The following is a 7,580-nucleotide window of genomic DNA, read 5'->3' on the forward strand; positions in this document are numbered from 1 at the left end:
GGCTTGCGCGGCGCAGGCCCCGCGCCGAGCGCCGCGCAGCTCGACGAGTGGCAGGCGATGGTCACGCAGGCCACCGAGCCGCACGCGCTCGCGCAACTGCGCACGCTCGCGCGTCGCGGGTCGGGCGCCGCGCAGGCGGCGCTCGGCATCGCGCTCGTCGACGCGCGCGAACCGGGGCTGCGCGACGAGGGGCGCGGCTGGCTGGAAACCGCCGCGCAGGCGAACGGCAAGGCTGACGCACCGGCTGCGCGGCGCGCGCAGCTCGCGCTCGGCAAGGCACTGCTGCTCGGCAGCGGCGACATCCCGAAGGACTACGCACGCGCCCGCGCGCTGCTCGGCGAAGCGGCCGAACAGGGCGACCCGGCCGCCGCGTATTACCTCGGGCTGATCTATCGCAGCGGCTACGGCATCGCCGCCGATCCGGTGCAGGCCGCGCACTGGTTCGACGTCGCGTCGCGCGCGGACATCCCGGCCGCGGACTTCATGCTCGCGAACGCGTACCGCGACGGCAGCGGCGTGCCGCGCGACGACGCGCGCGCGCTCGCGCTGTATCGCCGGGCCGCCGAACACGAGTTGCCGGAAGCCGTGCAGACGCTCGCGATGGCCTATCGCAACGGCGAGCTGGGGCTACGGCCCGACGCGGACGAATTCCACGCGCAGTGGATCGAGACCGCGCATGCGCTGAAGCACCCGGTTGTTGCGCCGTGACGCGACCTTGCCGCCTGGCCGGGGCGCCGTCGCGGCATCCCGTCAGGCGGCATCGCTCTGCGCGGGTCGCTCCAGACGCATGTACGCGTCGGACACGATCAGTCCGAAGACAATGTGATCGAGCGCGCTTACCCACCCTCGCGCGTCGGCGAACCACGGGAACAACTGAGTCATGCCGTAGTAGTTGACGACGTACAGCAGCACGCCGAATACGCCCCCCGTCACGCTGGCCATCCCGACGCTCGAATCCAGGCTGAAACACGCAATGATCACGGCCAGAATCAGCGCAAATACGATCGACAACGCGAAGTGCACGCCCAGCGCCGCCAGCAGCGTCCCCACTTCAACCGTGATCGACGGCGCGAGCGCGTCGTCGCCGAAGTAGATGGCCGCGATCATGCGCAGCGGCGCCCACGCGTCGTGTCCGATGATTGCCGCCGCGACGACCTGGATGACGAGGAAAACCGCACCGGCCACGCCCCCGCCGATCACGGCGGCTCGCCACACCGGAACGCGGCGCGCGTAATGGTGCGAATGCATGTGGAGTTGCATGGCCACCTCCTTGAAAACGGTCCGCCGCATCAGTGCCGGTGCGTATGCGACATACCCGAGCGCACCGCCGACCATGCCGACGCGAGCGAGTCCATCAGCCGGCGACAGGCGCGCGTCATCGGGAGCCCGACGGCGTCGGAGATCCGGGGCGTCTTGCGGTGAAAGCGCTCGAACAGGCTGGACAGGCTCGAACACGAATGAAGCTTGTTCATCGCCATTTCCCTCGATGCGGCAACGACGAGGACGCGCTGGCGCACGCCGCGCGGGCTGTCGGAGCGGATATATCGAACGTAGACGCGCCGGTCGTGAATATCAAGATGCAGGCTGGCGCCGGTGCGCAACGGTGCCGGGTTCTGCAGACGAAAGCGGCAACAGGTCCGTGGTCAAGCAGAACACCAACTGCAAGCGCTTGCGTGTCCGTGAAGCCGAGCCAGCAAACAAACAGCCGCGCCGGATGCGCGGCCATCGCCGTCGATATTTCTGCCGGTGCATGGTTGTGCCGCAAGTGTTCTCACAGCCGCCAGGCGAACAGGCGGGAATGAACTCGATCTCGATCCGGTTACGCTGGCTCGGAAGAATGAGCGAATCGTTGCGCCAGATCTTTGTATCGATGTTGATTCGGTCTCGCGAAATTCCAAGATTCTGAACTTGCGTGGCGCGATCATATCGGTACATACCTGTTCCCCGCTCCCCAACGCGCCCCCGCCCCCTGTCGCTACAATAGCCACCATGAACGCCCCCAACTCCTCCGACACGCCCGATTCCGGCGACGCGCACATCGCGCGCAACCGGCTCGACGCGCACCTGGACGCCGCGCCGCGTGCGTGGCCGCTCGACATCGTCGCCGCCACCGGCTCGACCAACGCCGACGTCGCGACGCGGCTCAAGGCACTGCCGCGCAGCGCGAACGCGTTGCCCGCGCCGCTCGTGCGCGTTGCGTTCGAGCAGACGGCCGGCCGCGGCCGGCAGGGCCGCCCGTGGTTCGCGCAGCCCGGCAATGCACTGCTGTGCTCGGTCGGCTGCATCGTGCCGCGCGCCGTCGACGCGCTGGGCGGCCTCAGCATCGCGATCGGCGTCGCGCTCGCCGAAGGGCTGGCCACGCTGCCGCTCGACGCACGTATGCGCGTCGCACTCAAATGGCCGAACGACCTGCTGCTGATGGCCACCGACGACGGCACGCCGCGCATCGTCGGCAAGCTCGCCGGGATCCTGATCGAAACCGTGTGGGCCACCGCCGGCGCGACCGCCGTCGTGATCGGCTTCGGCATCAACGTGCGCGGCGCGGAAGCCGTCGCCGCGCAGGTCGACGCGCTGCGCGCGCGCGACGCGACGCTCGCGAGCGGGCTGCCGCCTGCCGCGCTGTCGATCGCGTGCGCATCGGCCAACCTCACCGATACGCTCGCCGCGTCGCTGAACGCGCTCACGCCCGCACTCGCGCAGTTCGGCGCCGACGGGCTCGCGCCGTTCCTGCCGCGCTGGCATGCACTGCACGCGTACGCGGGCCGCGAAGTCGTGCTGCTCGAACAGGGCGTCGAACGCGCACGCGGCATCGCGACCGGCATCGATGCGACCGGCCAGTTGCTGCTCGACACGCCGAACGGCGTGCAGGCGATCGCGGCCGGCGACGTGTCGCTGCGCGAAGCGCAATGAACGAGCCGTACCTGCTGATCGACGCCGGCAACAGCCGGATCAAGTGGGCGCTCGCCGATGCGCAGCGCACGCTTGTCCAGACCGGCGCGTTCGGCCACGCACGCGACGGCGGCGGCGATCCCGACTGGTCGAACCTGCCGCGTCCGCGCGGCGCATGGATCTCGAACGTCGCGGGCGCCGACGTGGCCGCACGAATCGACGCGCTGCTCGACGCGCGCTGGCCGGGCCTGCCGCGCACGACGATACGCTCGCGCCCCGCGCAATGCGGCGTGACGAACGGCTATACGACGCCCGAACAGCTCGGCAGCGACCGCTGGGCCGGCCTGATCGGCGCACATGCAGCCTTTCCGGGCGAGCACCTGCTGATCGCGACGTTCGGCACCGCGACGACGCTCGAGGCGCTGCGCGCGGACGGCCGCTTCACGGGCGGGCTGATCGCGCCGGGCTGGGCGCTGATGATGCGCGCGCTCGGCACGCACACCGCGCAGTTGCCGACGCTCACCACCGACATCGCGAGCGGCCTGCTCGCAGGTGCGCAGGCCGAGCCGTTTCAGGTCGATACACCGCGTTCGCTGTCGGCAGGCTGCCTGTACGCGCAGGCGGGGCTGATCGAACGCGCGTGGCGCGATCTCGCCGATGCATGGCAGGCACCCGTGCGGCTCGTGCTGGCAGGCGGCGCGGCGGACGAGGTCGCGCGCGCACTGACGCTGCCGCATACGCGGCACGACGCGTTGATCCTGTCCGGGCTCGCGCTGATTGCCGCGGAAGCGGCAGCGCAGAATTGACGGAGTTACGTCGGCTTCGCCGTCTCGCCGACGGTATCGGCGCATGCCGGTGCAGGATTTCGTCGCGGGAACGTTGGGGGAACGCGCCGCTGCAAGCGGCCCGCCGCCCGCGAGGCAAAGGCCGCACACGGGTTGCCTGACTGTTGAGAACAGTCACGGAAACAACGAAAAAGCCGGCCATGCGGCCGGCCCGACTGAACGACTGAACGACTGAACGACTGAACGACTGAACGACTGAACGAAAAGGAGTTTCGACGATGCTGCGCTGGCTGATCGCTGTTCTCTTTCTCGCCAACATGCTCGCGTTCGTGGTGGCGCGCGGCGTGTTCGGGCCGCTGCCGGCGGCCGGCCCGCGCGAACCGGGCGTGCTGTCGCGGCAGGTGCAGCCCGACGCGCTGCGCGTGACGCCGCTGGCGCAGGCGACCGACCAGCCCGCCGTCGGCGGCCCGATCGCGCCGGCGGCCGTCACGGCCGAGCCGCTCGCGGCATCCGCGCCCTGACGGCACCGGCCCGCGCTCAGGACTGCTGCGCGCGGACCTTCTTCAGCAACGCGGTGGTCGAGCGGTCGTGCTCGAACGGAATCGCCAGCGCGCGGCCGCCCCAGCCGCGCACGAGCGCCGATTCCGGCAGCGCATCCATGTCGTAGTCGCCGCCCTTCACGAGGATGTCCGGACGGATGGCCTCGATCAGCGACACCGGCGTCTGTTCCTCGAACTTCACGACCCAGTCGACGCTTTCCAGCGCCGCGAGCAGCGCCGCGCGATCGTCCTCGCGGTTGATCGGCCGGTCGTCGCCCTTGCCGAGCATGCGCACCGACGCATCGCAGTTCACGCCGACGATCAGGCACGCGCCGAGCGCTTTCGCGTCGGCGAGATACGTGACGTGGCCGCGATGCAGGATGTCGAATACGCCGTTGGTGAACACGACGGGCGACGGCAGCGACGCGCGCAGGGCGACGAGGGCGTCGCGGGTGATCAGCTTGCGTTCGAAGGTGGCGGACATGATGGAGATCGGACGGAATGGACGATGGCGCGTGCGGCAGACCCGGCGGCAGGACCCGGCGGCGGCGCCAGATAAAAAGCCCGCCGGACCGGCCGGGCGGGCTTCATGCAACGGACGCGGAACGGCGCAACGCGGCCGGCGCGATTCACGCCGGCGGCGGCGCCTGCCGGCCTCAGGCCGGCTGCGCGGCCGACGACGGGCCGCTTTCGGCCTGCAGGCGGCCGGTGACTTCCTTGCGATAGCGGTTCAGCTCCTGCGCGGTCGCGAACGTGCGCTCGAACAGGATCGACAGGTTGTGCAGGATGCGCTCGACAACCTTCTTTTCCCACTCGCCGTCGAAACGGATCTGCTCGTCGAGCCAGCGTTCGAGCCATTCCGGATCGGGCAGGCGCGACTGCACGGTGTCGCGCGGGAACAGCGCCTGGTTCACGTGCAAGTTGGTCGGGTGCAGCGGCTTCTCGGTGCGGCGCGCCGACGCCATCAGCACGCCGATCTTCGCGAACGCGGCACGCGCGACGTCGCCGCAGTTGTTCAGCGCCTTCTTCATGTAGCGCAGGTACGCGCCGCCGTGGCGCGCTTCATCGCGCGAGATCGTTTCGTAGATCTGCTTGATGACGGGCTCGGTGTGCCAGTCGGCCGCGCAGCGGTACCAGTGGTTCAGGCGGATCTCGCCGCAGAAGTGCAGCATCAGCGTCTCGAGCGGCGGCGCCGGGTCGAACTGGAAGCGCACCGCGTGCAGCTCCTCTTCGGTCGGCACCATTTCCGGCTTGAAGCGGCGCAGGTATTCCATCAGCACGAGCGAATGCTTCTGCTCCTCGAAGAACCACACGCTCATGAACGCGGAAAAGTCGCTGTCGTGCTGGTTGTCGCGCAGGAACATTTCCGTCGCGGGCAGCGCCGACCATTCGGTGATCGCGTTCATCTTGATCGTCTTCGCCTGCTCGTCGGTGAGCAGCGAAGCGTCGAACTTGTCCCACGGAATGTCCTTCTCCATGTCCCAGCGGACGGCTTCGAGCGACCTGTAAAGTTCCGGATAAAGCATCGTGTTCATGATGGTCCCACCCCTGTTCTGCGCAATGCGACTTCTCTAAACGTGACTGTTGCCGCGAAAGCGCGCCAAGCGCGCTTTTTGCAGCCAAGACTGTAATTTTACGCGTGAAACCGACCGACCGGACGCTGATTCCACGTCCGGCAGCCGGGCGGCCGCGCCGCCGCCGTTGGGCACGCCGCAGCCACGCTCCGTTCGAACGGAACCGGCCGCGCTTGCCTGAGTGGGGGGCCGGCGCTGGCCGGCTCGTTGGCGAGCCCGCCCCCTGCCCCCAGGCGGGTTCCCCGTAGGGTCCCGTGCGGATGCCGGATCGGCGGGCTGCTCGATGTGGTGTATACGGCGGCGGCCATGATATCACGCGTGTATGACGCTTCCGAGACGCCTGCCCGGTCGCGCCCCGCCAATCCCGGTGCGGCGATCGGTCGCGCCCGACCGTCGCAAAAACGCAACCGCGCGCCATCTGCGCGCATCAGACCCGTATTTCGCCCGTCGCGAGCCCGTCTTCCGGCGGCGTGCCGGCTGCCGGCGCGCTGCCGCCGTCCGCCTGCGCGATCCAGCCGGCGAGCGTGTCGCGCTGCGCGCGCCCGTCGCCGTAGCCGAGCTCGATCAGTTCGCGCGTGAACGCCTCCTCGAACAGCAGGTAGCTCGCGAACGACGCGCCGGCCGGCTGGCTGCCGCCGACCGCGCCGAGCAGCCCGCGCATCGCGGCCGGCATCTGCTTCAGGTGCTTCGCGGCGATCAGCTCGATCCGCTCGGACGGCGCGATCGCGAGCACGTCGACGTGCCGCCAGCCGCTATCGACCTCGACCTGGTGCGGCAGGTGCTCGATCATCCGGTTGATGTGCTCGATCCGCTCGATGTCCGAGCCGATCGAGTCGAGGAACACGCTCGCAAGCACCTGCTGGCCGATCTGCGCGAGCGACGGGTAGCCGCGCACGCGGCCGGCGCCGTTCGCGGCCGGAATCTCGGGCCGCGGGTCGGCCGCGCCGACGACGACGATCCGGTGCGCGCCGAAGTGGATCGCCGGCGACAGCGGCGCGATCTGCCGGATCGAACCGTCGCCGAAGTACTCGATCTGCCCGTCGAGCACGAGCGGCACGGCGGGGAACACGAACGGAATCGCCGACGACGCGAGCAGGTGCGACGCCGACAGATCGACGAGCCGCGCGGTGCGCTGCGCGCGCCGCCACGCCTGGATCGGTTCGGCCGCCTGGTAGAACGTGAGGTGCCGGCCGCTCGAATAGCTGAGCGCCGTCACCGCGAGCGCGTGCAGCAGGCGCGCCTCGAGCATCTGTTCGATCCGGTGGAAGCTCAGTTCGCGCTGCAGCAGGTGCGCGAGCGGCGCGTTGTCGAGCAGCCCGCGCGGCGAACGGCGGGCCGCCCAGCCGAACGTCATCGTCGCGAGCCAGCGCGCGCCGGCGGCCGCGATGCCGAGCCAGTCGGTGCGGTACACGTAGTCGGGGCGCAGGTGCTCCCAGAATTCGAGCAGGCGGCGCACACCGTGGGAAAAGTCGTCCGCGTGGCTCGCGATCGACGTCGCGTTGATCGCGCCGGCCGACGAGCCGCACACGACCGCGAACGGCAGCGTGTGCCGGTCCGGATCGGCCTCGAGCGCGATCTCGGCCAGCGCCTTCAGCACGCCGACCTGGTAGGCGGCACGCGCGCCGCCTCCCATCAGAACGAGCGCGAGCCGCATGATCGACCTGCTCTAACTGTGCCGCGTCACGTCGAGCGCTTCGGCGGACGGGTTTCGGGCGACGAAGCGGCCGCCGCGCTCGCCGCGGCCGAGCCGGCCGGCTTCGCGCGCTTCGCGGCGGGCTTGCGCGGCCTGGCGG

At 69.9% G+C, this 7,580-nt stretch carries 9 protein-coding genes; 4 read left to right on the forward strand and 5 right to left on the reverse strand.

Annotated features, from left to right (window positions below):
- Positions 1–708, forward strand: a 708-nt coding sequence (locus tag ACPUER_RS35460; protein ID WP_425133414.1) for a tetratricopeptide repeat protein, incomplete at its 5' end; no start/stop codon positions are given.
- 42 nt (positions 709–750) lie between these two features.
- Here ACPUER_RS35460 and ACPUER_RS35465 read toward each other — a convergent pair.
- Entirely contained in the window at positions 751–1,260 is a 510-nt protein-coding gene (locus tag ACPUER_RS35465; RefSeq protein ID WP_310135895.1) for a hypothetical protein, read from the reverse strand.
- Between the two features lie 29 nt (positions 1,261–1,289).
- Positions 1,290–1,601: a hypothetical protein gene (locus ACPUER_RS35470; protein WP_425133415.1), complete on the reverse strand. Its 312-nt coding sequence runs from the start codon at positions 1,599–1,601 to the stop codon at positions 1,290–1,292.
- A 388-nt stretch (positions 1,602–1,989) separates the two neighbouring features.
- Here ACPUER_RS35470 and ACPUER_RS35475 point away from each other — a divergent pair, with 388 nt between their 5' ends.
- The 3 genes from ACPUER_RS35475 (at position 1,990) to ACPUER_RS35485 (ending at position 4,195) form a co-directional block, all read left to right on the forward strand.
- On the forward strand, positions 1,990–2,910 hold the full coding sequence (locus ACPUER_RS35475; RefSeq protein ID WP_425133416.1) for a biotin--[acetyl-CoA-carboxylase] ligase: 921 nt from the start codon (positions 1,990–1,992) through the stop codon (positions 2,908–2,910).
- The gene (locus ACPUER_RS35480) at positions 2,907–3,695 is read left to right on the forward strand and encodes a type III pantothenate kinase (protein WP_310135379.1); all 789 of its coding nucleotides are present in this window, start codon (positions 2,907–2,909) and stop codon (positions 3,693–3,695) included. The genes ACPUER_RS35475 and ACPUER_RS35480 overlap by 4 nt, the downstream gene beginning before the upstream one ends.
- Before the next feature lie 257 nt (positions 3,696–3,952).
- Positions 3,953–4,195 (forward strand): hypothetical protein, encoded by a 243-nt coding sequence (locus ACPUER_RS35485; RefSeq protein ID WP_175963805.1) that lies wholly within the window; start codon positions 3,953–3,955, stop codon positions 4,193–4,195.
- Positions 4,196–4,211: 16 nt separating this feature from the next.
- On the opposite strand, the gene rfaE2 is transcribed toward ACPUER_RS35485, so the two are convergent.
- The 3 genes from rfaE2 to ACPUER_RS35500 all read right to left on the reverse strand — a co-directional run bounded on the left by rfaE2 (position 4,212) and on the right by ACPUER_RS35500 (position 7,441).
- Positions 4,212–4,697, reverse strand: a complete 486-nt coding sequence (rfaE2, locus tag ACPUER_RS35490; RefSeq protein ID WP_072437326.1) for a D-glycero-beta-D-manno-heptose 1-phosphate adenylyltransferase — start codon at positions 4,695–4,697, stop codon at positions 4,212–4,214.
- A 172-nt stretch (positions 4,698–4,869) separates the two neighbouring features.
- A complete protein-coding gene (locus ACPUER_RS35495) occupies positions 4,870–5,748 on the reverse strand; it encodes a diiron oxygenase (RefSeq protein ID WP_011353352.1) in 879 nt (292 codons plus the stop codon).
- Positions 5,749–6,214: 466 nt separating this feature from the next.
- On the reverse strand, positions 6,215–7,441 hold the full coding sequence (locus tag ACPUER_RS35500) for a patatin-like phospholipase family protein (RefSeq protein WP_425133417.1): 1,227 nt from the start codon (positions 7,439–7,441) through the stop codon (positions 6,215–6,217).
- Between the last annotated feature and the right edge of the window lie 139 nt (positions 7,442–7,580).

This window comes from Burkholderia sp. DN3021 (assembly GCF_049805555.1).
GTDB classification, from domain to species: Bacteria; Pseudomonadota; Gammaproteobacteria; order Burkholderiales; family Burkholderiaceae; genus Burkholderia; species Burkholderia pyrrocinia_C.

What these genes read in the sequence shown, in the direction of transcription:
- ACPUER_RS35465 (WP_310135895.1), bottom strand. Translation starts at nt 1,260, where the DNA reads ATGCAACTCCACATGCATTCGCACCATTACGCGCGCCGCGTTCCGGTG.
- ACPUER_RS35480 (WP_310135379.1), top strand. Translation starts at nt 2,907, where the DNA reads ATGAACGAGCCGTACCTGCTGATCGACGCCGGCAACAGCCGGATCAAG.
- ACPUER_RS35495 (WP_011353352.1), bottom strand. Translation starts at nt 5,748, where the DNA reads ATGAACACGATGCTTTATCCGGAACTTTACAGGTCGCTCGAAGCCGTC.
- ACPUER_RS35485 (WP_175963805.1), top strand. Translation starts at nt 3,953, where the DNA reads ATGCTGCGCTGGCTGATCGCTGTTCTCTTTCTCGCCAACATGCTCGCG.
- ACPUER_RS35475 (WP_425133416.1), top strand. Translation starts at nt 1,990, where the DNA reads ATGAACGCCCCCAACTCCTCCGACACGCCCGATTCCGGCGACGCGCAC.
- ACPUER_RS35500 (WP_425133417.1), bottom strand. Translation starts at nt 7,441, where the DNA reads ATGCGGCTCGCGCTCGTTCTGATGGGAGGCGGCGCGCGTGCCGCCTAC.
- rfaE2 (WP_072437326.1), bottom strand. Translation starts at nt 4,697, where the DNA reads ATGTCCGCCACCTTCGAACGCAAGCTGATCACCCGCGACGCCCTCGTC.